Raw genomic sequence first — 24,436 nt, 5'->3', positions numbered from 1 at the left:
AAAAGAAATAATTTTGCGATAAAATTTATTCGAAAAACAAAAGGAAACAATTTTTTCAATAAAGCTTCCGATTTTTTAACAATACTGTAATTTTACTGCCTGATCTTAAAATCGACCCTGCTCATGCCTCAAACCAAAAAATTTATCATTGATTTTGACAGTACTTTCACTCAGGTGGAAGCGTTGGATATTCTAGGTGAAATAAGCCTGGAAAATGATCCGGAAAGAGATAGTAAACTTCAGGCTATCAAAGACATTACTGACAAAGGAATGGAAGGTTCGCTTACATTCCGCGAAAGCCTTGAAAAAAGAATTGAGATCCTTCAGGCTACTCAAAATCAAATCGATGACCTCATTACCGCTTTGAAACGAAAAGTTTCTAAATCATTCGAGAGAAATAAGGAGTTTTTGCAAGATAATGCCGAAGACATTTTTATCATTTCAAATGGTTTCAAGGATTTCATTATCCCTATCGTGGGAGATTATGGAATCAAAAAGGAAAATGTTTTTGCAAACGAGTTTGTCTATGATTCCAATGGAAAAATAGTAGACTTCAATCGTGAAAACCCACTCTCCTCAAACAATGGAAAAGCAGAAACTATCAAGCGAATCAATCTGGAAGGTGATATTTATGTGATTGGAGATGGCTATACCGATTATGAAATCAAAGCCTCAGGTCTTGCAAATAAATTTTATGCCTTCACAGAAAATGTATCGAGACCAAGAGTAACCAGTCAAGCCGACCACATCGCTCCTAGTTTGGACGAAATCTTATACATCAACAACTTGAATACAAAATTCTCTTACCCAAAAAGCAGAATCAAGGTTTTATTGCTTGAAAATGTACATCCTATCGGGGTGGAACTTCTCAAGGAAGAAGGCTACGATGTGGAAGTCGTTAGCTCTGCCATGAATGAAGAAGAGCTTTGCGAGAAAATCAAAAACGTCTCTATCCTAGGTATTCGCTCTAAAACAAATGTTACTAAAAAGGTCCTTGAAAATGCTAACAGATTGATTTCAATCGGTGCGTTTTGTATTGGAACCAACCAAATTGACCTGGAAACTTGCCAGGAAAAGGGTATTGCAGTTTTTAATGCTCCTTTCAGCAATACAAGATCTGTTGTGGAAATGGCTATTGCCGAAATCATCTTCCTAATGAGAAATTTCGCAGATAAATCTGTGGCAATGCATCAGGGAAAATGGGATAAATCTGCTACAGGTAGCTTTGAAGTAAGAGGTAAGAAACTAGGAATTGTAGGCTACGGCAATATCGGTGCACAGCTTTCAGTTTTGGCTGAAAATATGGGTATGAATGTCTTTTACTATGATGTCATCGAGAGACTTGCCTTAGGAAATGCAACCAAGCTTAATTCCTTGGATGAATTATTGAGTACTTGCGACATGATTTCGCTTCATGTGGACGGAAGAAAAGACAACAAAAACCTGATCGACAAGCAAAAGATCGCCAAAATGAAAAAAGGTGCGATCCTTGTCAATTTGAGCCGTGGCCATGTTGTGGAAATTTCTGCTTTGAAAGAAGCAATTTTATCAGGTCACTTGGCAGGTTGTGCTGTTGATGTCTTCCCTGAAGAACCTAAAAACAACTCTGAACCTTTTGTTTCTGATTTGATTGGCTTGCCAAATACGATTTTGACTCCTCATATTGGTGGAAGTACTTTGGAAGCTCAGGAGAATATCGCTCGATTTGTTCCGGGTAAAATCATGGAATACATCAATACTGGAAACACTTACAATTCAGTGAATTTCCCGAATATTCAGTTGCCTTTCTTACATGATGCTCATAGATTGATCCACATACACTTAAATGAGCCGGGTGTATTGGCAAAAATCAACCAAGTTTTGGCTAATTATGAAATAAACATCGTGGGTCAATACTTGAAGACCAATGAGAAAATCGGCTATGTAATTACTGATATCAATAAGGCTTATTCACCAGATGCCATAGATGCTTTGAAATCTATTCCGGGCACGATCAGGTTTAGAACCTTATATTAAAAAATTAAAGGCTGTCTCATTCCAAGACAGCCTTTTTCTTTTATAAGCTTAAGGATGTAATAATCTTCTGTGATAATTGATCTGACCAAGATGGTAATTGAAATGTCCGTATAAATGGATCAGGAAGTACTCGTTACTCATAGGTTTACCAAAAACTTCTTTTGGGTAATTTTTTGTCAGGATACTTTCATCCATTCCTTCTAAACTGCTAACCATTATTCTTTTTACTTTTTTGATATCATCCAGCAATTGAGCTTTTGGAACATCTTTTCCAGCAAATTCAAACTCTCGATCTCGTGTATAATCAAATCCTCCAAGTTCGTGCCCAACGAATGCTTGAAGATTTCCTAAAAGATGAAGACAAAGGTTACCAGCAGGATTACTGATTTGATGGCTGGTACTCCAAAGTATTTCTTCGCTTGAATATTGTTCAATCTCTTTGTATAGTCGGTCTAGGTCTCGTTCGAATAGAACAATTAATTCACTTAGTAGCATAATTTTCTAAGTTAAATGAGTGAATATTTTGAATAGGCTTTCGCCAGTTTTAAATCGTATTTATTTTCTGCAAAAGCCGAACCATTATAGCATTTGGCGAATTTTGCCCATTCAAGGGATTTTAAAAAGGCCAGACAACCATAGAATTTAATAAATCTGCCGAAAGCCTGAAGATGGTTTCTTTCATGTACTTTCATTTCTTCCACAAAAGTTGAAACGCTGCTATATCCTAAATTGGTGGCATGGTATCCCATGATTTGAAAGCTACCCCAAGAAGCCGATCCAAGTACAGCTTCTTTCAATCTCGGATCATCTGAAATTGATAAGGCAAGTTCCAATCTTTCATATTCCCTCGTACCAGATAAATAGTACTTTTTAGTCCATTTGGGATATAAAACGCTCTCATTAATTGGGGTTGACAAGTCCTCAGGCTTGATTCCCATACTTTTGAGCTTTCTCCAAAAGACATGTCCTTCAAATAAAATTTTAGGCCTTCCATCAATTAAAAAACCTTTTCCACTGCTTTCTACCTCATTTACAGCTTTGACCGCAGGAAGCTCTAATTGATATGTTTCAGCAAAGTCTATTAAATCTTGCTCTCCCAAAAATTTATCTCCGAATGCATCCCCTGGATTTGTTTTAACCAGAAGAACTGTCCAAGTTTTTACATCTACTTCCCCATCTACCACTAAATTATTTTTGAGTTGAAAATCTCTTACGGCTGCATCAGTGATCAGGTCAAAATAACCTGAATTGGGGACTTCATACCCAAGTGCTCCTAATAGCTCCTGTAAAAATGAAACGGAGGATCCTGTAGATTTATACCGGATATATTGCATTGCCTTAGTTTTAAAAATAAAAAGTACTTCAATTTACCTGAAGTACTTTAGAATAACAATACAAATGCTCCCTTATGAAAAGCCTTTAGATTTAATCAATTACGTTCTTCCTCTGTCCGTATTTGCTTGGTTTAGAAGACTCGGTATTAGAAGTCTGAGGTTCGCTTGATTTTGCTTTCGGCTTTTCAGCTGGTGGATTAGATGATGTGTTTGGAGAAGATTGGCTTCCCTCTGCTTTTTGTCTAGGAGGGAATTTTTTCTTTTTACCCGAATTATTGGAATTTCCTTTTTTCTTGAATCCACCAGAATGATTACCACCGCCATGGCCTGATTTTGATTTTTCTCCTAGGTAAACTGGTCCTGGTTCAAATCCTTCTGGCATTGGATTTCTGGTTATTTCCATTCCAATAAGTTTCTCTATTCTCGCAAATTTCTGCTGATCCTTTTGGTTGACAAAAGTGATAGCCTCTCCTTCTTTATCTGCTCTGGCTGTTCGACCTACTCGGTGAACATAATCTTCAGGATCACTTGGTGTATCAAAATTGATGACTAATTCTATTCCGACCACATCAATCCCTCTGGAAATAATATCTGTGCCGATCAGGATTTTAACTGCTTTATTTTTGAAAGCAGACATGATCTTTTCACGATCTACTTGCTCTAGGTCCGAGTGGAAAGCTTCAATTTCAAATTGCTTTCGAAGTACTTTGTAAAGCCCTTTTACTTTCTCTTTAGTAGAGCAAAAAATGATTACTGCCTCATATTGTTTCTGAGAAAGAATATGACGTACCAATTCCTCCTTTTGTCCATCGTGAACAGAAAACATGGATTGAGTGACTCCTTCTGCTGTTTTACCGATTGCGATAGAAATCTCTTCCGGCTTGTTCAGGATTTTCATACTGAACTGACGGATTTTTGAAGGCATTGTAGCCGAGAATAAGATTGTCTGTCTGTCCTTCGGTAGGTAATTCACAATTTTCAGAATATCATCAGAGAATCCCATGTCCATCATTCGATCTGCCTCATCAAGAATAAGATGGTTCAAAGAACTTAAGTCAATTTTACCACCTGCAAGTAGAGCTATCAATCGGCCTGGAGTAGCAACTACAATTTCAGCCCCGGTTTCTAAGGCTTTCTTTTGTTGCTCCCATACGATACCGTCTCCTCCTCCATAAATTGGAATTGAGCTGACCCCAAGGAAATATGAAAAGCCCTGAATTTGCTGATCAATTTGTATTGCTAATTCACGAGTTGGTGCCAAAACCAGAGTGTCTAATTTTCCTGTTCCTGATTTGGAAATTTTATTCAATACTGGAAGAATAAACGCGGCAGTTTTGCCTGTGCCTGTTTGTGCACAGGCGATTAAATCCTTATTCTCTAGTATGACTGGTATGGCTTTTTCTTGGATTGGAGTGGGTTGTTCGTAACCCATTGCATCAAGTCCTTCCTGGAGCGAAGGTTCAAAGTTAAAAGAGGAGAAATCCAATGCTTGGTGTGATTTTCTAGTTTGTAAAAAAACTTGTTGAATTACAACATGTTTACCAAATATAGCCCATAATAAAGCAGAAACCCAAAAAATAGCTTTTTAGCCAATTTATCATTCCCATTTTAAGTTAATGACAGTATCCATTCGTAAATTAGAATCCTTACATCAATTAGGTTATATTACTAATCTATCGTTATTAATTAAGGGCAAATTATGAATCATCTTAAGTCACTTATTTTCTTGAGGGTGTTATTCATCCCTATTCTCACCTTTCTTTCTTTTGCTGTAGCAGCTCAAACTTTTCAGATCAAAGGAAGAGTAGTCGATTCTGAATCAAAAGAATACCTGGACGGTGTTAGTGTTACCTTAAGAGGAACGGCGTTTGGAGAAGTCTCCAGTTCCGGAGGGAATTTCGCGATAGAAAAAGTCTTGGGAGATAAGTATAACTTGATATTAAGCTTTCCTGGTTACAACAAACTAGAAAAGGTTGTCCGGCTTTCAGAAGATATAGATCTTGGAGATTTGTACTTGGTTAAGTTTGGAGCTGAAGGTTCCGGGGCAGCATTACAGAAAACCATCCGGGCAAATAACATCACTAATTTATTCAATGACAGGCCAAATATGATTGGGAATACTGTCTATGGAATTGCTCCTGAAGCCAAAAAAGTAGAAGGCAACAATTACTTGGATCAAAAATGGAATACAGCCTCTCTCCTCCTTTATAGAGATCAGGAATTATTGGAAGGATTCCGTGTCAGGTATAATATCATATCTAACATGTTTGAAATCATGGAACCTGAAAACAACTTGGTTTCCGTGATGCCAGGGCTTCGGATCCAGAATTTTGTGTGGGTGGATTCCACTTATAAAGTACCTAGGTATTTTGTCAACGGAATGGATTTTAAAGATGAAGGTTCTCCAATTGCTGGGTTTTTCGAGGTGCTGGTAGATGGAGAATTACCCTTGATGAGAAGGACCATGGCTGTTTTTAAGGAATCCAATTATAATACAGCTTTGATGGTTGGAAATAGAAATGATCAGATCATCAAGCGAAATGTCTATTATTTCCTTGAAGGAAAAAATGTAATTCAAATGCCAACAAGTAGAAAAAAGATCTTTGCAGTTTTTGGAGACCAAGCAGAGGACATGTCTGATTATGCAGAAAAGAATGGAATAGACCTAAAAGATCCCAGTGGACTGTTCCAGTTATTTACCCATTACAATTCTCAATTTCCTGGATTTAGGCCTATCATGAGCCAATTACTGGATGAAACTGATTAATACCACCAAACCAATCTTATGAAAAAGTTTTACTTATTCGTTTTTACCCTCATTTCTCTAAATGGATTTGCACAAGGGCTTCCCGGCCTTGGTGCAGGTACCACACCCAATAACAAACCCATTTTGCATGGCAAAAACTGGGTAGCAATAACTGGAAAACCCTTGGGTGCAACAGCTGGCGCAGCGATTTTTCAACAAGGAGGAAACGCCGTTGATGCTGCTTGTGCTATGATCGCAGCTACTTCTACCATGTGGGATGTGCTCTCTTGGGGAGGAGAAACCCAAGCCTTAATTTATAATCCAAATACCAAAAAAGTCATTGCAATCAATGCTTTGGGCTATGCTCCAACAGGTGCAACTGTAGAATTCTACAAATCTCAGGGAATGGATTACCCTCCTCAATTCGGACCTTTGGCAGCGACAACTCCAGGAACGCCCGGAGGAATCATGACCATGTTAGCGGAATATGGAACCATGAGTTTGGAGCAGGTATTGAAACCATCGATGGAACTTGCCAAAGGCTATCCAATCGAAGCCCAAACAGCCAATGCAATGGAGGCACAAAAAGCCAGAATCAAGCAATGGCCTTATTCTAAAAAAATATTTTTACCTCATCTAGGTGAAGATCGAGAAGCACCATCTCCGGGAGAAATATTTGTACAGGAAGACCTTTATAAAACGCTTTCTAAGTTGGTAGAAGCAGAGAAAGAAGCTTTGTCCGCAGGAAAATCCAGAAAAGAGGCGATTTATGCAGCCTATGACAGATTCTATAAGGGGGATATCGCAAAGGAAATAGTAAGAGGTACTCGTGAACAAGGAGGCTTATTCACCGAAGCGGATTTGGCAAATTGGAAAGTCAAAATCGAAGAGCCGCTACATGTAAACTATAAAGGAATTGATGTTTACAAACTTCAGGAATGGACTCAGGGACCTGCCCTCCTCCAATCTTTGAATATCCTTGAGAATTTTGACCTGAAGTCCATGGGCTATAATTCCGCGAACTACATCAATACAGTTTATCAGGCAATGAGTTTGGCATTTGCTGACCGTGATTTCTATTACGGAGACCCAGCTTTTGTTAAATCTCCTATGAAAGGTTTACTCTCAAAAGATTATGCAAAAGAGCGTGCAAAACAGATCGGAGAAAATAATGATCCCAAAATTATGGCAGGTGACCCCTATCCTTTTCAAGGCGAGACTAATCCCCATTTGGATCTTCTGAAAAAAAACCAAATGGCTTTAGCCGAACTTAGCACTGAACAAATTAATAGGAACTTGGATGAGAAGTTTCTTTCGGATTTTCTAAGCGGTACAACATCAGTAGAAACTGCAGATGATGAAGGATGGGTTGTTTCCGTTACCCCGAGTGGCGGTTGGATTCCTGCTGTGGTTGCTGGAAATACGGGGGTTGGACTTTCCCAGCGAATGCAAAGTTTTGTTTTGGATGAAAAGATCAGTCCATTTAACCTTCCCGAACCAGGAAAAAGACCAAGAGTCACGCTAACTCCAAGTTTGGCAATGAAAGATGGAAAGCCATTCTTAGCCTTTGCTGTTCAAGGGGGAGATTCCCAAGATCAAAATCTATTACAGCTTTTCTTGAATGTAGTTGAATTTGGAATGGACATTCAAGCTGCAACTGAAGCAGCAAATTTCAACTCTTATCAGATGCAAAGTTCTTTCGGAGATCATGAAATCAGACCTGGAGCAATTGTTTTGAGAGATGATACTCCCATTTGGATCACAAAAGAACTTGCCTCTAGAGGATATTCAATCGAATTATGGAATAAGACTTCAGGCCCTTTGAATGCTATTTGGTTTGATTGGAAGCATGGAAGTTTCTGGGGAGGATCAAGTGATTATGGTGATGATTATGGCATCGCTTGGTAATTGGTCACCTCTTATTTAATATTAATAAAAGAGCAGCTCACAAGGCTGCTATTTTAAATTTAAACCTTTAAGACTTGGCGTATTCTATATTCAGATCAAATCTTTTTACTTACTTTAAAATCAAATAAAAACCATCAACCCTATGAGAAAAATCTATACTTCCCTCCTGCTTTTAGCTTTGGGAATGAGCGCCAGTTTTCCTCTGCTTGCTCAGAAGAAAGCAAAGCCCAATCCTTTAAAAGAAGAAGTTATCCAATCAGTAGATGAGCGTTATTCCAATTTGACAGACTTGAGTGATAAAATCTGGTCATTTGAGGAAATCGCTTTTAAGGAAACACAATCTGCTGCGGCTTTATCTGATTATGCAGAAAGTCTTGGTTTTAAGGTGACACGAGGAGTTGCAGAGATTCCTACTGCCTTTGTAGCAGAATATGGGTCCGGTTCACCGGTTATTGGCATTTTGGGGGAATTTGATGCGCTTCCTGGTTTATCCCAGAATAAAGTCCCTTACAAGAGTCCTCTGCATGAAGATGCTCCAGGACATGGATGTGGTCATAACTTGTTTGGTGTGGCATCTCTGGGTGCTGCAGCAGCGATAAAGGATTTGATTGAAGAAGGAAAAATCAAAGGCACAGTTAGATTCTATGGAACTCCAGCAGAAGAAAAGTTTTTCGGCAAACTCTGGATGATTAGAGCAGGTCTTTTTGAAGACGTGGATGTAGTGATGGATTGGCATCCTGCAGCAGAAACCAAAGCTGCTGTACAAAAAGGATTAGCACTGGTTGACTTTCAAGTAGAATTTTTTGGTCAGGCTGCTCATGCTGCTGCAGACCCTTGGAATGGTAGAAGTGCCTCTGATGCCTTGGAATTGTACACCACAGGAATCAATTATTACAGAGAGCATATCAAACCAACAGTACGAATTCATTATCATATCCAAGATGCTGGCCAGGTAGTCAATGTGGTTCCTGATTATAGTAGGATTTGGGTCAGAGTAAGAGATAGCAGCAGAGAAGGCTTGATGCCTGTTTATGAGCAAGTAGAGAAAATGGCTCAGGGGGCGGCTATTTTGGCTAATGTTGATTACAAAGTGAATTTGATTTCAGGTATCCATGAAGTTCTGGTCAACAGAACTGGATCAGCTGCGCTTCAAAAGAATCTGGAAACACTTGGTCCTATTTCCTATTCAGCCGAAGAGCAGGAGTTTGCAAAAAAGATTCAGGAGGCAACTGATAAACCACAAATTGGATTGGTTTCAGTGATTGAACCGATGGAAGAAACTGCTGAACATAGCATGGGTGGAAGTACAGACGTGGGTGACGTGAGTTATGTAGTACCAACAATCAGACTTTCAGCTACAACAGCTCCAAACGGGACGCCTTGGCATTCTTGGGCTGTAGTTGCTGCTGGCGGGATGTCTATCGGTCACAAGGGAATGGCTTATGCTGCCAAAGCTTTGTCTATGACCATGGTAGATTTATTTCAAAATCCAGAATTGGTAGAAGCAGTTAAAGCTGATTTCAAAGCGAATAAAGGGGATTATGTATATCAGGGAATGGTTCCTCCAGGACCACCTCCGATCAATTCCAACTTACAGTAACAGAAACAAAAAAGCCTTCCAAAAAATAAATTGGAAGGCTTTTTAAATTTAATGGCTGAACTTTTAGGCTTCTTTAAAACCTAGCTCCAGCATTTTATTTTTAGAGGTTTTAGGTACTTCAACATAGATTTTAACTCCCGTAGTACAAGTACATGCCAAGCAAACTGCTTCAACACCATCAGATTTAAAATCTTTCACTTTAGCTCCTCTGATCCCTTCATCTTTAAGGTAAGCAACCAAAGCCTCACTGATTTTTGCTTCCGAATTTATTGATTCCCCAGCCCAGGGATCTGCGCAACCAGTCTGCTCCCAATAGAATTCTATGTAATTGGGATTAAGACCATTGATACAACTTTGACTAAAAGTCAATAAAAAACCTAGTAGGATAAGAAATCTGAGTTTTGCCATTGGAATAACAGTAGAATTGAATCTAATAAAAAGACGCAAAAAAAAGCCGGCTGTTAACAACCGGCTTCAAAATTATTTAAATAGCTTTTCCAGAATCTTATAAGTGATTAAGTAAGTTGGTCTTACTCCTTCCATTCCCAATGCTCCAGAGGCCAAGGTACTTCCAGTTTCCAAAGGATTATCTGAAGCGTAATAGGCATACAAAACTTTTACATTTGGTCTGATACTTCTTCTGATTTTTGAAGCTGATTGAATCGCTTTTTGATAATGTGCTCCTTCCATTTCCAGGCCTACTGCATTCCAGCTAGACTCCATGAAATAAGTTAGAATATCCCTGTTTTGAAGGGAAGTGCCCAAAACCGTAATCATGGATCCTTGGTAAACTCCCAATCCATAACCTTCAAAGTCTGACTTTTTCAGTTCGTTTTTGAATGGGTAATTGTCTGCAGTTCCTTCGAAAATATGCGAATTAGGAATCATCAGATCTCCTTTTCCTCCATAGAGAATCCCAGCTTTCCCCATGATGCTTGTGGAAACTACATTTAGCGGAATATCTTTATTACTTCCTTTAAAAGGCTTCAATAACTCATCAAAACATTCATAGGCTTGTTCCCCAAAGGCATAATCCATTACCACAAAAACAGGTCTTTTCTCTTTTTCTTTTGGAAGCTTGATTCCCGGAATCAACTCATCTTTTTCCAACAAGGCAGTATCGATGATCTGAGCTCCGATATTGGTTCCTGACTCATCAGGCAAGTCAATAAAGCCATGCTTTAAGGCATAATCATAAATAGCCTTTCCTTTATTTCCTTTTGCTTTGACACTGATATCCATGACGATTTTCTCCAAGGACTCATAGTCTTTTACTCCTAATAACTGAGGTGCATAAATGGTATTGAGCACAGAATGCAGATTGGCAGAAATCACATGAATAGGCCTCTTGATCAGTTGATGTTCATCCAAGACCAATTTGATTCTTCTAGCCCAGAGTTCTCCGTAAACATGGTGACCCACTCTTTCCCGAAGGGTAGCGGAAAAAGAAATCTCTCTGTCTAGATTCTTTGCACTTTCATCCAAAGCCAAACGACCCATGTGATAGACGATGGAGAAAAGGCTATTTGAATTGGCGGATTTCTCAAATTTATCAACGGCTGCTATGGTTTCCTCATAGGTTCTGCCGATTAAATGGCTCAGGTAAGCACTTGCAGCTTCTTTTTCAAAGGTCTCTCCCGACGCTTCTTTTTTCACCAATTCTTCCAGCATGATCCAGTTTTGGGAAATCTTTCCTTTCGGGTCAGTGCTGTTGCGAAGGATCTTACGTGATTCAATGTAAAGAAAAGTCAAATGGGTCAGAATATCATAAATATCGGACCTACCACGTGTCATTTCCACATACATTACCTGCTCATCCAATCGGTAGCAGTTTCTTTTCCTTTTGGCAGGAACTAAAGGTTGCAAATGGGAAGTTTCGTATCCTTCTCTGCTGATTAATCTTACGAACCGACATTCCTCAATTCCTCTGGGAAGTCGCTCCATCACATAAAGCAAACCATCCAGCTCTAGCTTTTCTGGATCTGTAACTGTACCATAGATCTCAGGACTCAAAACCATTAAGGCACTAACCAAGCTTTCTCCGGAGATTCCCATTGGTTTATAACTACCTCTTGTAAATAAATGGCGCATTGTAATGTACATGCGCTCAATAGCAGCTCTGGATTCCTGTGCTCTGGTTCGCTTCATTGTTAGCATAAATAAAATATAATTTAAGACTTCATCTCCTCCTTAAAGAACTTTTCCAGCTTGTTGACTTTTGGTTTGATTACAAATTGACAATAGGGTTGATGCCCGTTGAGATTGTAATAATCCTGATGATAATTCTCTGCTGGGTAAAAACTGATCAAAGGTGCTACTTCTGTCACAATCTTCTTCCCAAATACGCCTGATTCATTCAGTTGATTGATCAGATCCGTGGCAATTTGCCTCTGTTTATCATTTACAAAATAGATTCCTGATCTATATTGAGGTCCGATGTCAGCTCCTTGCTTATTTAAAGTGGTAGGATCATGAGTGGCAAAAAACACTTCTAATAGTTTATGAAGGCTAATTTTTTTTGAATCAAAATAGACCTGTACAACTTCTGCATGACCTGTTGTTCCAGTACAAATTTCCTTGTAAGTAGGATTTTCAACCAATCCATTGGAATAACCGGAAACGACTTTTTTCACTCCGTCCAATCGTTGAAATACAGCTTCTGTACACCAGAAACAACCTGCTCCAAGCGTAATCAAATCCAATCCTTCTGGAATAGAGACTGTTGTCTGCGGCAATTTATTTTCGTTTGTCATGTTGGTTCTATTGTTTGCCTGTTCAACAGTTTTAGGTTGATTTAGGTTTGTTTTGGCACCTTATTTTAATTGGGGACTCATTGAGCTTTTCATAGACAGTTCCACTGGGATAAGCCAAAATTTCAATCTTATCTGATTCTTTTAATTGAATCAGTAATTCTTCCAAATCCTCTAAAAATTCTTCCCAGTCTTCTGGGTACATCTGACGTAAAATATCCTCTGGAAAAAAGAACTCATTTTTCCTTTTTCGGCACATATCCTTTAGGGCTATTTCCAGGATATTCATCATTTGTTTATTTACATACCATCACAAAAGCCGGTGGTAAATTCTTCAGCGTAAAACTTGAACTGACTGTTTTGAAGTACTTTTTAAAGAGGTTCTTTAAAAGGAAGGAATAACAAATCTGAATAAAATATCCTCCGTTTTCCAAAGCAACTCTACTTTGGTTTAAAATTTCATCCCTGATTTCTGGGGCAATGAAACTAAATGGCAAGGATGAGAAAATATAATCAACCTTCTTATTCTCAAGATACAAATGGATGTTTTCAGCAGAATCGTTGATGATTCTCACATTATCCTGCGGAAATTGTTTTTCCATAGCTTCACAAAAAGAACTGCTGATTTCAAATACCAATAACTCTGCATCTGGCTTCAATTTATCTACAATTCCCTGCGTAATACTTCCGTCTCCCCCTCCCAATTCAACAATCAGCTTTGCTTTTGACAAGTCTGAATAGGACAGCATTTTATTGACTAGTGATTTAGAACTAAAAGTTAGTGCCCCAGTTGTGCTAAGGTTACTATAAAGCTCAAATAAGAGATCTGATTTACCCATATATTTAATTTGACTGGTTGAAGATACCCGATTTTGCCCTATCTTTTCAGCCATAAATCAAAAAGTTACTCATTACCTATGGCCCAAAAAGCCGAAATCAGGTCTGCCCTACCCGATAAGATAAAAACGATCCTTGGAAATTTCTGGGGAATGGCCCTCATTTTTAGTGGTATAATGTTTCTTTTAAGAGTTCTGGAACTCTACATGGTCTTTGATCAACATGTGCTTGAATTTTCTTTTGGCGACGTGTTTTTTACAGGACTTTTGAAAGATATTAATTGGCTGCTTTACTTTTTCGGCCTGTTGATGATAGGCTACCTACTCATGAGTTTGATCTCTGTGAAGATTGCAAGAGTCTCCTTAATGATGGTCTTTTTGATAGCCATCTTTCTTCAGATTTCCTTGATCATGTATTTTGTCAAAACCTTGCTTCCACTCGGCAGTGACCTTTTTGCATATAGTTATGAGGATTTGATGATTACTGTCCAAGGTTCAGGAGTCCTTACTCCCTCCATCTTGGTTGCTGGAAGTATCGGTATTTTACTTATCGCTGCAATCCTTTGGTTTGGGGCTACGATTATAAAGCTGAATCTAAAAACTTATTTATGGATGACAGGAATTGGGCTAATTCTGATCATCACTTTTGTCATTTTCCCTCCTGCAGGTTCCACAGGTATGGATGAAAATAAATTCAATATCGAAACGAACAAGACTAATTTCCTTGTTCAGCAATCTTTTACCTATTTCATGTACTCGGATGATTTTTACTTTGATTTTTATCTGAGACCCTCTGGAAATGATCTTACGGTTCAAAAAGAATTCCCGGACGATAATTATCCATTTCTGCATACCGCCAATTATCCGGATGTATTAAGTCCTTATTTTGATAGCTTGGAAAGAAAACCTGATGTAGTTTTTATTCTCATCGAAAGTTTAGGAAGAGCTTATTCTGGTCAAGGAGCTTATTTAGGCAGTTTTACGCCTTATCTGGATTCTTTGGCTAACTACAGCCTAGTTTGGGATAATGCTGTTTCCTCTACTGGTAGAACTTTCGGATTACTTCCTGGAGTATTTGGAGGTTTGCCTTTTGGACAGAATGGATTCTTGGAATTTTCTCCGGACTTCCCTCATCATGACTCATTTTTGAGTGTCCTAAAAAACAATAATTACGAAATAGACTTTTTTATCGGTTCAGATAAAAACTTCGATAATGAGGGAGATTTCCTTAATTATCAGAATGTAGACGTAATTGTGGATCAAAGGGATTACGGCCCTCAATACCAGAAAACTCCTACCTCAACAGGCTTCTCATGGGGTTACCCTGATAAGAATATGTTTTCAAATGGACTGGATAAATTGCCTCCTTCCGACACCTTACCTCAAATAAGGATATTTCAGACGCAAACTTCTCACGATCCTTATATCGTTCCAAATCCAGAATATTATGAGCCCAAGCTTCGAGATCACCTTCGAAACACCCTAGGATTTGATGAAAGTAAAGTAAACGATTACCTGTCCTACGAAGACATCTACATGACGATTCTTTATGCGGATGATGCCGTGAAAGAATTTATGGATGCCTACAGTAAGAGACCGGAATTTGAAAACACAATTTTCATAATAACCGGAGATCATAGATTACCGGAAGTTCCAATGTCTTCCAGATTGGATAGGTTTCACGTTCCATTAATCATTTATTCTCCTTTATTGAATCGAAGTGCCAGATTTAAGGGAGTAACTTCTCATTTCGAGATTACACCATCTCTCCTTTCATTTCTTAATAAGCAAGTTGATATCAGCCTACCAGAAGAAGTGACTTGGCAGGGTCAGGTGTTTGATACCACCAGGCTATTTCAGTCTAAAATTGCCATGCCTCTGATGCGAAATAAAAATCAATTGGTAGACTATATCCACGGGGAATACTTCCTGTCTGACGGTCAGTTGTTCCTTGTCGGTGAAAACCTAAATATCGATCCAATCAATGATCCTGATAACCTAACCCGTATGATCGGCGAGTTTGAGGAATTCAAAAACAGGAATAATTACATCATCCAAACCCACAAATTACTTCCAGAAGAGCAGGATTAATTTTTTTCCAAATAAGCTGTTTCGAGTATTTTGGAAGTCAATGGATAGTAGTAATTCCAGAAAAAACTTTCTCTGTCTGTGTGATCTGTTACGAGGTGTAAACCTTTCCAAAGGAAGGGAAGCCCTGCGAATTTAGCCGATCCAAGATTTGTCCTAAGATCAGAAAAATCACCTGCGAAATAGTACATATTTCCCTTCCCGTTTTGTTTTGAGACAGCAGCAGGAAAGAATCTTGGCAGTCCCATACTTCTTAACTTCTCCAAACCTTCAGCAGTTGGATTGATATCATAATAGGAAATTACCTGATAATCTCTCTCGATCAATACCACATCAAACCAATCCGGGTAAGGAACCAATTCTGGCAAATTTTCAGCAATAGGATTTCTCTTCTGTGTTCGGATAAAAGGAATCTTATTCAAATAATCTTCTTCAAATGTCATTCCTTCAACTTTTCCATCTTCATGGATGAAAATCAAACCCGGACCATTACTCATCCAGTTTCCCTCGTGTTGAAGCTTGTATTGATACCTAAGCCATGTTGGAATATCATTATTGATCAAAGTATCCATTTCATCGAAGTACCTTCCGATCCATCCAGTCCATTTGATACCCATCAGATTTTCAAATTCAGTGCGATTGGCCTTACTGGTTGGGCTAGCCATAGTATTGAATTCAGCTATGATGGTTTTCTCCTGAGCTTTAGCCTCACGAATCAATTCCAAATCTTTAGTATCCAATCCACCATAAATTACTCGTGGCTTTAGGGATTGCATTTCTGCTAATTCATCGGCAGATGCCATAACACCATAAGTGTCTGTAATAAAGATCAAATCAGTATTGGTGACCTTATCCTTGATCATTTGGCTGGTCAGCTTAGACAAGTCCTTGATCTCTGGTTTCGGTTTTTCACCAGCTGGATAATAACCGAAATAGTCTGTCTTTCTGTTGTAAAACTCCTGGTTCTTTTTGGTGATTTTTAAATGATCCAAAACCCAGAAAAATGAACTATGCTCCACCAAACCTGGACCTAAAACTGTTTTGTCAATAGCTACGATCGAGAGGTTTTTATTGGGGTAAATAACCCAAACCCCATAGCTCAAGAGTGGAATCAGGATAAAAAAGGCAAGAAAAGGAAATAGGCGCCGAAGTAAGATTTTTAACTCTTCAGAGATCATATCGGTGGGTTTTAAAATCTGTACTCAACTCCTAAAGTGAAATTCAGGTCATTTCGGAAAGTATCTGCAGAAAGTTCATCTCTGCTATATCCAGTATAACCATAAATCATAAATCTCGAAGTAACCAATTGTTGGTAGCCCACTCTCGCTCTGTAGGAATTTAAAAGCTGAGTCTGATCCCGGTTTTCCTCATCTGGAGATACCCCAGAACTCAACTGAATACTGAAGAAATCCTCAGCAGTTTTGAAATAATAGCGAGCCTGAAAGTTTGCAGAAGTACTTACTTTTCCATTATCAGGTATCACGTTGGCACGTAGATTCAACCACCAGTTTCCAACATATTTTCCTAAGGATGAAGTGAAGATATGTGTTGCTTCTCCGAAGCCTAAGTATCTATAGCCAGCCTCTACTTCCCAAGCTTTTTCCAAACTGTAGTATAAAGAGGTACCAAATCTGAGTTTAGGGAAAAATCCAGCACCAGATCCTCCAATATTCACATAAGCATACATATTCTCTCCTAAAGAAGGATAAGCATCCAATTCGAATAAAGTGCCTTGTGTGTCAAATCTATAAGCTTGTGTTACTCTGGCGATCAGTGATCCAGTCACTTTAGTTTGGGTTCTACCGTAAAGGGAATAAGTATGCCATGGTTCCAGATCTCCCTGAAAATTATCATAATCATAGGTGACACCAATGGCATTGGTTCTTTTCAATCTTTGAAGGTTTTGGATATAGCCCAACAATCCTTCTTCATTATAATCTTTATCAAATAGCTCCTCAGCTATCTCATAGGCCTGATCATAATCATCTTGATAATAATACAATCTAGATTCCTTGTATCGGATGGCATTAGGTAATGGGGTTCCAAAATTGGTCTTGGCTCGGGCTAAAACTTCATTTGCCTGCTCGTATTGATCTGACCACATTAGGTTATCTAGGTAAGCAATATAACCGTCTTCATAATCCGGAGAGGCCACAATAGCTCTTTCTAAATAGATTGAAGCTGAATCATTTTTTCCTTCCCATGCGTAGCTTCGCCCTACCAGAATTAAAATATCTGCGTAGTTGGGGTATTTATCTAATGCACGAAAAGCGATTTTTCTACCTTCTTGGTATTTGTCATCAAAAATCAATTCCCTAGCCTGAACCAGCAATTCATCTGGGTCAAAGGAGTCCTGTGCCTTGACAGAACTCAAGTATGCGAAACCAATAAAAACAAAAACTAAGATTTTTTTCATGATTCGGTATTCAAATTGGTTTCAACATGTTTTCTGTCTTCAGATTTTTTAAATCCAGTTCGGATCATCTGTCCCCAGCCACCTTTACCTTTGATAAAATCAATATGTCCTTGGAGACCCCACATAACCACTTTGGGGTGAATGATAAATGGCTCAATAAGTACAGTAAGAATCAGCTTTCTCAAGTCTTTTTTATCCTTGTAATTATTATATGCGACTTGCTCATATAGAATGCTAAATGATGAAACCAAAAGTGTCAGAAGGTAAAGCATAGAATACAGTGCGATAAAATAAAATGCACTGAAATCCCCAATCACTATTAAAGTAAAAGTATACAAAGCCCCAACCAACTCAATGATTGGTGCGAACTTCTCAAAAGCACTCCAATAAGGATAAGAAAGCATCCCTAAAACGCCATATTTTGGATTAAAACGCATGGCTTTATGTAGCTGCAATGTCTCGATAGTTCCCCTAATCCATCTATTTCTCTGACGCTTAAGAACGGCTTCATCTTCAGGTACTTCTGTCCAGCACAATGGATCTGGTACAAAGCCAACTTTATAGGCTATTCCTTGCTCCTCCATGTATCTTCGCATTCTCACGACGAGCTCCATATCTTCCCCGACAGTTTTCGGGAAATATCCCCCAACTGCCAAAACCAGGTCTCGATTGAAAAAACCGAAAGCTCCGGAAATTAACATCAAACCATTGACACGAGTCCAGGCCATCCTGCCCATCAAAAAGGCACGGAAGTATTCAATGACTTGAAATCTTCCCAAGAGACTGGTTGGGATTCTATATTTTGTTACAGTTCCGTCTTGTACATCGCAGTTATTGGCGATCCCGATTACTCCACCTACGGCAATTACCTTTCTATTAGTTTCCTCCATAAATGGACGAACCATCCTTGTGATTGATTCATGAGAAAGGATACAATCCACATCAATACATGCGATAATTTCCATGGAAGACACATTGATACCTGCATTTAGGGCATCAGCCTTTCCTCCATTTTCTTTATCTATGATCAGTAATTTGCTGTATGATCTATTTCTGGATTTATAGACTCCTCTAACTGGCTTACAGTCGATTTGATAATTATAGGCGTAATTGGTCTTCTCCAATTCAAAAGCCTCAATCAGTTTTTCTAATGTATCGTCCTTCGAGCCATCATTAATAATCACCACTTCAAATTTTCCATAATGAAGTGACATAAGGCTTTTGGCATTCTGCACAATGTTTTGTCCTTCATTATAGGCTGGTGCTATAATGGAAACTCCGGGAGCAATAGGTGAAGTAATAATATCCTGATAATCTGCAAATCGGTTTCTCCTCAAATGATCTCTCAATTCCAAGGCGCTCAAAAACATGGTCGTCAAGTAAATGACGATAACCGAAAAACTGATGATGAGAAAGAAAATCCCCAACAACTCAAGTACAAAATAAAATAAGAAGCTATACATTTTGTAAAAGGGGGTCTTGTAGGTGATCGTTGATTTGGCTCAAGTCTTGGTCCTCTGATTGCGAAACAAAAGCTTCATACATGCTCTGATCCAATTTATTCAAGGTATCCATGTAGATCATTTTCAATTCAAAACTTGGCTTCTCTTCCAATAATTCTATCAGAATATGTGCAGAAGCTTGATCTCCAATGGCTCCAGCCGCTCTTGCAGCAGCTTTTACCAAGGCTATATTATCAGATCTTAGACAAGTATTGACAAAAGCAGCCTCAGTATGTACACCAATGATTTGATAGGTTTTCAGGATTTCAATTTTTTCAATATCCTCTACCTCTGGCGCCAATTCAGAAAGCTGTTCCAACAAATCAACCCTCCCAAGCATTCTTACCAATTTGTATCCAAATAGCCTGATTGATTGGTTTTGGGCACTGAATAAAGTGTCAATTTTCAGGGATTTTTGAATATGTAAGTATTTGATGATTCTCAGATAATTCATCTGCTGCCATCTGGAAAGTGGGTACGGCTGTTTTTTAATGGTCGTCAAATCTACCTTTTCCGAAAGGTTCAAAAGCGTCGCGATAGATTGAGATCGAATGTAAAAGTTGGAGGAATCAGTAAGCTCTCTAACCAAAGGAAGCGCTTCCACCAAATCCATTTCATTGATATGGACCAAACCATTGGTCACCTTATCCCATCGCTTGCTTTTAAGCTTACCAATTGAAATCTCATCCAATTTGAACTTCTTATAGAGCCTTTTCAATTTATCTTTGAAATCACCTTTCATCTGCTTGTTAAGCGAGATAATTTTTTCAATCAAAACAAATTTAAAAAGCTCCTTCTTAAAGTCTTTTTCAGGGAAAATGGCATAAATATCGGCTTGTTTCAATGCATCAATCTCCTCTTCTGATTTTTCAAACAACAATTCAGAAAGAGGACCAATTATTTGATTTTCATATTCTTCTTTAAGTGCTTCTCTTCTGGAATGGCTCGATTTGATATAAACCATAAACAGAATCATTCCGATCGCCATCACCAAGAAGAACCCAATAAGGCTTACTACAATCACTAATTTATAATCTGAAAAAAATCTAAATCGTCCATTATTTCCCGATTCATAAGGCACCAGATTGGCGAGAATTACTAGATCCTCTCCCACTTCAGGGGTTTCTTCCGGCAAAAATATATCCTTATTCCTCCAAAGATTTGCCACATAAGCTTGTGCGGCAGTTAGATCAGAGGGAACATCGTAAATCAAAAAAGCAGGTTGAAATCCTAACGAATCCTGACTTAAATAGGCATTGCCAGCTTGGAACCAAGAGCTGTAATCATCGAAAGATTTGGAGACCAAAGTATCTCCCGCTCCTTCTGAAAAACTCAATACAGAATCTTCTAAAAGGGTGTTTTCACCAGCTTTGGGAACGGCCTTGTATCTGTATTTGAAGGATGGGATTTGCTGCTGTTTTTCCAGAAACTGAAAAAAACTAGTAGAATCAGTAAAGGGCAGAGTGTCCTGGGCAAAACCAACTTTTGCGCAGCTAAAAACAATTAGGAAGAGGACACAAAATCGGGTAAAGGTTTTCTCCATTCAATAATTACCTCAAAACGCGTTTAACTCTAATTGCCAATTCGTTAGGATTGAATGGCTTGGGAATAAAATCTGCTACTCCTAGATTGAAAGCTTCCAAAACAACTTTCTCTTCTTCTCCTAAAGAACTCAAGACAATAATAGGTGTATCCGGTTTTGTCTTACGGGCATAATGAATGATCTCAATTCCACTTTTAAATGGCATCATTACATCGGTAATAATTAAATCAGGATCAAATGAATCAATAGCTTTCGTTCCTTCATTTCCATCTTTTACCAAATGGGTTTCATACCCATCCTTTTTTAGACGAAACTGTACTAGGCTAGAAATCAATAAATCATCCTCGATAATCAGGATTTTTTTCATAATACAAGGGTGAACTCGTGCATAAAGTTAATATACTATAACTAATTACAATACAGATTTACCAATCAAGTAAAATTTTAATCTAGGTACTGTATTTTAATATATCAAATTGGTATTTCGACACTTATTCAACACCACTGATCAAAAAAATAACATGAAAAAATAATTCTAAAAGGATTCTGTAAACCCTTTTATTAGCTTGCTACATAAGTTTAACCATCAATCAATATGAAAAAAACACTACTGAAAGCAAGTGTTCTTGGCTTATTGCTTACTGGGTTGATTGTCAACAATTCGCTTTGGGCTCAAAGTGATCCAAGTGGCAAGAAACGCGTAACCAGTCAATATGCCATTACGAACGCAACAGTTTTCACTGCGCCTGGAAAAGCGGGTACGAAAGCTACCGTCTTGATCAAAGATGGAGTCATTCAGGGAGTAGGTGCAAGTCTTAACCTACCAAAAGAGGCCCAGGTAATAGCCGGTGATTCTCTTTTCATTTATCCTGGATTTATCACAGGAGGCACGGATGCAGGGATTACAAGACCTGCTGATCCAGAAAGACCTCAAGACTTTGATTCCTCTAAGCCAGGAGATGAATTCGCAGGGATTACTCCTTGGAGATCTGCTACCGACCAGTTTTCCGGAGCTGCAAGTCAAGTTGAGGATTTAAGAAAAGCTGGATTTACAATCGCCCAGATTGTACCGGATGGCGGTATGATTGCTGGTAAATCAGCCATTGTCTTATTGGGATCCGAATATTCAACCAACGTATTAAAGTCAAATACTGCTTTGGCAGCTAGTTTCCGTGGAGCGAGAGGAATGTATCCTGGAACTGCGGTAGGTGTGATGGCTAAATTCAGAGACATTTATCAAAACACAAAACTGACTCAGAAAAATAGCGGCCTGTTTCAATCAACTTCCGGAGTAAGTAGACCAGAGGTCACTCCTACTTACGATGCCATGATGGAAGTAATTGACGGTCAGATTCCTGTTATGTATACTGCTACTTCCGAATTGGAAGTGAGAAGAGCTTTGGCCCTTCAGAAAGAACTAGGTTTCAAATTGATTCTGACAGGATTGGATGATTATGCGACTGTAGTTGATGTAATCAAAGCTGCCAACGTGCCGGTTTTGATCAGCTTGGAAGTGCCAGATGATAAAGCTATCAAAGCTCAGAAAGATGATGCTTCTGAATCTGCTAAAGCTCAATATTCAAGAGTTAAGGAAGCTTACGAAAATGCGCTGAAACAAGCTGCTCTATTGGAAGACGCTGGTGTTGCATTTGGTTTCACTACTGTTGGTGTGAAAGCTGGTGATGTGATGAAAGCAATCAATACCATGATTGAAAATGGATTGAGTGAAGATGCTGCACTAGCTGCATTGACAACCAATACTGCTTCAATTTTAGGAATCAGCAGAATCGCTGGAACAATCGAAAAAGGAAAGTTAGCTAATATGGTGATCAGCACAGATTCTTTGTTTGCTGAGGATAGCCAGATCAAGCATGTGGTGGTTGACGGTTATATTTTTGATTACGAAACCAAAGCAAAAAAGAAAAAAGGTAGTTCTGATGTATCTGCGACTGGCGACGTGAAAGTAGCAGGTACTTGGGATTATACTTCTGAAACTCCGGCTGGAAGCTCTGGGGGTGTTTTGGAAATCGTAAAAGATGGAAGTGATTACACTGGTTCCATCACCTTGGATGATCCTTCAGGTTCTGGAAAAATCAAATCCGATATCAAAGATGTGAGTTTGGAAGGAAAGACTCTTTCATTCAAATTCGATGTAGCTGCTGGAGGTATGAACCTGACAGTTTCTGTTTCAGGTGAAGTAGAAGGAGAATCTTTCGATGGCACCATGTCCGTAGCACAATTTGGATCTTTTCCATTCAAAGCTACCCTTAATCCAACCCTAATCGCAACCAAATAAAGCCATGAAAAAGATCAATTATTTTCTTGCTGCTTTGATGGGTCTGAGTTTCAGCTTTGCTTCTGCTCAAACACCAAAAGGTAGCGTATTGATAAAGAATGCCACTGTTTTGACTGTGACCAAAGGTACCCTTGAAAACTCTGATGTTTTGGTACAGGATGGAATCATCAAAAAAGTAGGTCAAAATCTTTCTGCTCCTTCAGGAGTAGAAACCATAGACGCAACTGGTAAATACCTAATTCCAGGAATCATCGATGCCCACTCTCACGTAGCATTGGATGTAGTCAATGAAGCCACTGCTCCTATTGTGGCTGAGGTTAGAATGAGAGACGTTGTCAATCCATTTGAAGTAGGAATCTATCGTGCTTTGGCTGGTGGAGTGACAATCTCCCACGCAATGCACGGATCTGCAAACGTAGTCGGTGGTCAAAATGTAACCTTGAAGCACAGATGGGGTGCAGAAGATCCAGCAGGAATCATCATGCAAGATGCTCCTCGTACGATCAAGTTTGCACTAGGTGAAAACCCCACTCGAGTTCATGGAAGAGGAAGAGGAATTCAACCTCGAACCAGAATGGGTGTGGAAGCAATCTTGAGAAACGGTTTCAACGAAGCCTTGCAATACAAGAAAGCTTGGGAAGAGTACAATGCTGCTGCTTCTCAAAAAGGAAATACTACACTGGCACCAGAATATGATGAAAGACTTCAGACTTTAGTAGATATTTTGGATGGTAAAATCATCATCCATTGTCACTCTTACAGAGCTGATGAAATCTACATGCTTATCAATGTTGCCCGTGACTTCGGTATCACGAAGCTTGTTTTCCAACATACCAATGAAGGTTTTAAAGTTGCTCCGGAAATTGCGGAATACACCATGGGTGCTTCTGTTTTTGCTGATTGGTGGGCTTATAAATTTGAGGTTTACTACTCAACAGCTTTCAACGCGGCCATCTTGCAGAAAAACGGTGCAATCACATCCATCAACTCTGATTCAGCTGAGTTGATCCGTCACTTATACCATGAAGCTGCTAAAACACAGCGTTATGGTGGCATGACAGATGATGAGGCACTTTCTATGATTACTATCAACCCAGCTAAACAACTTGGCATCTCCGATAAAGTGGGTTCTATCGAAGTTGGAAAGCAGGCTGATCTTGTGATTTTTGAAGGTCATCCACTTTCTGTTTATGCTGTTCCGCAGCAGACTTATGTGGACGGAATCAAATATTTCGACATCAAAGAAGATGCGGATGATCAGAGACTTCGAGTTAGCCCAACTGAAATGGTGGAGCCTATTTATATGACTCAGGAAGATCATAGATGTTTACAGGATGTGGAGTTGAGTTTCTCAGATATCTCCAAGTCCCTATTCAACACCAATTATTAATTCCCTAAAAT

The 24,436-nt window shown here is 38.9% G+C and carries 20 protein-coding genes; 7 read left to right on the top strand and 13 right to left on the bottom strand.

The window, feature by feature from the left end; all coding sequences use genetic code 11:
- Positions 1-123: 123 nt before the first annotated feature.
- Positions 124-2,016: a phosphoglycerate dehydrogenase gene (gene serA / locus J0A69_RS14645; RefSeq protein ID WP_206587355.1), complete on the top strand. Its 1,893-nt coding sequence runs from the start codon at positions 124-126 to the stop codon at positions 2,014-2,016.
- Positions 2,017-2,064: 48 nt separating this feature from the next.
- On the opposite strand, the gene J0A69_RS14640 is transcribed toward serA, so the two are convergent.
- The 3 genes from J0A69_RS14640 to J0A69_RS14630 all read right to left on the bottom strand — a co-directional run bounded on the left by J0A69_RS14640 (position 2,065) and on the right by J0A69_RS14630 (position 4,836).
- On the bottom strand, positions 2,065-2,511 hold the full coding sequence (locus tag J0A69_RS14640; RefSeq protein ID WP_206587354.1) for a DinB family protein: 447 nt from the start codon (positions 2,509-2,511) through the stop codon (positions 2,065-2,067).
- A gap of 11 nt (positions 2,512-2,522) precedes the next feature.
- Positions 2,523-3,350 carry an N-acetylmuramidase domain-containing protein gene (locus J0A69_RS14635; RefSeq protein WP_206587353.1) on the bottom strand — a complete coding sequence of 276 codons (828 nt, stop codon included), beginning with the start codon at positions 3,348-3,350 and terminating at the stop codon, positions 2,523-2,525.
- Positions 3,351-3,441: 91 nt separating this feature from the next.
- Positions 3,442-4,836, bottom strand: a complete 1,395-nt coding sequence (locus tag J0A69_RS14630) for a DEAD/DEAH box helicase (protein WP_206587352.1) — start codon at positions 4,834-4,836, stop codon at positions 3,442-3,444.
- A gap of 213 nt (positions 4,837-5,049) precedes the next feature.
- Between J0A69_RS14630 and J0A69_RS14625 the strand changes: the two genes are divergently transcribed.
- The 3 genes from J0A69_RS14625 to J0A69_RS14615 all read left to right on the top strand — a co-directional run bounded on the left by J0A69_RS14625 (position 5,050) and on the right by J0A69_RS14615 (position 9,604).
- Positions 5,050-6,117, top strand: coding sequence for a carboxypeptidase-like regulatory domain-containing protein (locus J0A69_RS14625; protein WP_206587351.1), 1,068 nt, complete (start codon positions 5,050-5,052; stop codon positions 6,115-6,117).
- Positions 6,118-6,135: 18 nt separating this feature from the next.
- Positions 6,136-8,004, top strand: a complete 1,869-nt coding sequence (locus tag J0A69_RS14620) for a gamma-glutamyltransferase family protein (RefSeq protein WP_206587350.1) — start codon at positions 6,136-6,138, stop codon at positions 8,002-8,004.
- A 142-nt stretch (positions 8,005-8,146) separates the two neighbouring features.
- Positions 8,147-9,604, top strand: coding sequence for an amidohydrolase (locus tag J0A69_RS14615; protein WP_206587349.1), 1,458 nt, complete (start codon positions 8,147-8,149; stop codon positions 9,602-9,604).
- Between the two features lie 63 nt (positions 9,605-9,667).
- On the opposite strand, the gene J0A69_RS14610 is transcribed toward J0A69_RS14615, so the two are convergent.
- From J0A69_RS14610 to J0A69_RS14590, 5 genes are all read right to left on the bottom strand, one after another.
- The gene (locus tag J0A69_RS14610) at positions 9,668-10,012 is read right to left on the bottom strand and encodes a hypothetical protein (protein ID WP_206587348.1); all 345 of its coding nucleotides are present in this window, start codon (positions 10,010-10,012) and stop codon (positions 9,668-9,670) included.
- A 72-nt stretch (positions 10,013-10,084) separates the two neighbouring features.
- On the bottom strand, positions 10,085-11,752 hold the full coding sequence (locus tag J0A69_RS14605) for a DUF6909 family protein (protein WP_206587347.1): 1,668 nt from the start codon (positions 11,750-11,752) through the stop codon (positions 10,085-10,087).
- A 23-nt stretch (positions 11,753-11,775) separates the two neighbouring features.
- A complete protein-coding gene (gene msrA, locus J0A69_RS14600) occupies positions 11,776-12,357 on the bottom strand; it encodes a peptide-methionine (S)-S-oxide reductase MsrA (RefSeq protein ID WP_206587346.1) in 582 nt (193 codons plus the stop codon).
- Positions 12,358-12,388: 31 nt separating this feature from the next.
- Positions 12,389-12,646 (bottom strand): hypothetical protein, encoded by a 258-nt coding sequence (locus J0A69_RS14595; RefSeq protein WP_206587345.1) that lies wholly within the window; start codon positions 12,644-12,646, stop codon positions 12,389-12,391.
- A gap of 4 nt (positions 12,647-12,650) precedes the next feature.
- A complete protein-coding gene (locus J0A69_RS14590) occupies positions 12,651-13,193 on the bottom strand; it encodes a class I SAM-dependent methyltransferase (protein ID WP_206587344.1) in 543 nt (180 codons plus the stop codon).
- Positions 13,194-13,343: 150 nt separating this feature from the next.
- On the opposite strand from J0A69_RS14590, the gene J0A69_RS14585 reads away from it, so the two are divergent.
- Entirely contained in the window at positions 13,344-15,281 is a 1,938-nt protein-coding gene (locus J0A69_RS14585; RefSeq protein ID WP_206587343.1) for an LTA synthase family protein, read from the top strand.
- Here J0A69_RS14585 and J0A69_RS14580 read toward each other — a convergent pair.
- The 5 genes from J0A69_RS14580 to J0A69_RS14560 are packed head-to-tail and all read right to left on the bottom strand — an operon-like array spanning position 15,278 to position 21,106.
- Positions 15,278-16,456, bottom strand: coding sequence for a hypothetical protein (locus tag J0A69_RS14580; RefSeq protein ID WP_206587342.1), 1,179 nt, complete (start codon positions 16,454-16,456; stop codon positions 15,278-15,280). The genes J0A69_RS14585 and J0A69_RS14580 overlap by 4 nt on opposite strands.
- Positions 16,457-16,467: 11 nt before the next feature.
- On the bottom strand, positions 16,468-17,694 hold the full coding sequence (locus tag J0A69_RS14575; protein ID WP_206587341.1) for a YaiO family outer membrane beta-barrel protein: 1,227 nt from the start codon (positions 17,692-17,694) through the stop codon (positions 16,468-16,470).
- Positions 17,691-19,157, bottom strand: coding sequence for a glycosyltransferase family 2 protein (locus tag J0A69_RS14570; RefSeq protein WP_206587340.1), 1,467 nt, complete (start codon positions 19,155-19,157; stop codon positions 17,691-17,693). The genes J0A69_RS14575 and J0A69_RS14570 overlap by 4 nt, the downstream gene beginning before the upstream one ends.
- Positions 19,150-20,739, bottom strand: coding sequence for a hypothetical protein (locus J0A69_RS14565; protein WP_206587339.1), 1,590 nt, complete (start codon positions 20,737-20,739; stop codon positions 19,150-19,152). Before J0A69_RS14565 ends, J0A69_RS14570 begins: the two co-directional genes overlap by 8 nt.
- Before the next feature lie 7 nt (positions 20,740-20,746).
- Positions 20,747-21,106: a response regulator transcription factor gene (locus tag J0A69_RS14560; RefSeq protein WP_206587338.1), complete on the bottom strand. Its 360-nt coding sequence runs from the start codon at positions 21,104-21,106 to the stop codon at positions 20,747-20,749.
- Between the two features lie 228 nt (positions 21,107-21,334).
- Between J0A69_RS14560 and J0A69_RS14555 the strand changes: the two genes are divergently transcribed.
- Both J0A69_RS14555 and J0A69_RS14550 read left to right on the top strand, forming a co-directional pair.
- Positions 21,335-23,035: an amidohydrolase family protein gene (locus tag J0A69_RS14555; RefSeq protein WP_236032885.1), complete on the top strand. Its 1,701-nt coding sequence runs from the start codon at positions 21,335-21,337 to the stop codon at positions 23,033-23,035.
- Positions 23,036-23,039: 4 nt separating this feature from the next.
- Positions 23,040-24,425 (top strand): amidohydrolase, encoded by a 1,386-nt coding sequence (locus J0A69_RS14550; RefSeq protein WP_206587337.1) that lies wholly within the window; start codon positions 23,040-23,042, stop codon positions 24,423-24,425.
- Positions 24,426-24,436 lie beyond the last annotated feature (11 nt).

This window comes from Algoriphagus pacificus (genome assembly GCF_017254845.1).
GTDB lineage: Bacteria > Bacteroidota > Bacteroidia > Cytophagales > Cyclobacteriaceae > Algoriphagus > Algoriphagus pacificus.
Note: the sequence above shows the minus strand (reverse complement) of the source record. Positions and strands in the feature narration are given on the sequence as shown.